General features: G+C 48.1%; 2 protein-coding genes. Both read right to left on the bottom strand.

The window, feature by feature from the left end; genetic code table 11:
• Nucleotides 1-179 (bottom strand): IS3 family transposase (locus H7U37_RS16470; protein WP_204876988.1); only part of this gene is annotated, 179 nt, incomplete at its 3' end.
• A gap of 89 nt (nucleotides 180-268) precedes the next feature.
• Entirely contained in the window at nucleotides 269-619 is a 351-nt protein-coding gene (locus tag H7U37_RS15125) for a transposase (protein WP_204876987.1), read from the bottom strand.
• Nucleotides 620-680: the final 61 nt, after the last annotated feature.

Here is a 680-nt window from a genome sequence, read left to right as displayed (position 1 = left end):
CTGACACGGCAAACCAATCCCAGCTGCTTCATAAGACGCTGTACCGTCTTGTGGTTCAGATGAATCCCTCTGTTGTACAGCGCTGTGGTAATACGGCGGTAACCATACCTCCCTTTGTTTTCGTGGTAGATGGCTGCGATTTCTGTTTTAGCCTCTTCATATTTGTCTGCGCACCCCATCCGTTTTAGATGATAGTAGAACGTTGCGCGGGGAAGCTGAGCGATTGAAAGGAGGATATCCAGAGCGTGTCTTTGCCTCAGCTTTTGAACTACCTGCGTTTTCTGCGCTGGCGTCGCTCGTCTTCCAAAACCAAGGCTTGCAAGTTTTTTAAGTATTCATTCTCCGCACGCAGCCGCTGCACCTCAGCAAGCAGATCCTCTTCCACCGCTTTCGGCAGTTGCTTGGGACGACCCTTACTTCCTCGACCACGTCGCTCCACAGCAAAGCCATCTGGCCCTTCTGTCAGATAAATTCGTTCCCAGTTCTGGATGCGGTGATGATCACTTACCTCAAATCGACGGGCTGTTTCGCTGTAACTAAGCTTTTCTTCCAACATTGTTTCAATTACCAGCTTTTTGAATTCTGGTGTGTATCGTTTGTTTGCTATCCCTTTTGGCATAATAAAGCACCCCACTTGTTATCCAGTATATCATACTGTCTAACAAATGGGGTGCAGTTCA

Origin of the sequence: Pseudoflavonifractor phocaeensis, from assembly GCF_016901735.1 — a bacterium.
GTDB lineage: Bacteria > Bacillota > Clostridia > Oscillospirales > Oscillospiraceae > Pseudoflavonifractor_A.
Note: the sequence above shows the minus strand (reverse complement) of the source record. Positions and strands in the feature narration are given on the sequence as shown.

What these genes read in the sequence shown, in the direction of transcription:
- H7U37_RS15125 (WP_204876987.1), bottom strand. Translation starts at nt 619, where the DNA reads ATGCCAAAAGGGATAGCAAACAAACGATACACACCAGAATTCAAAAAG.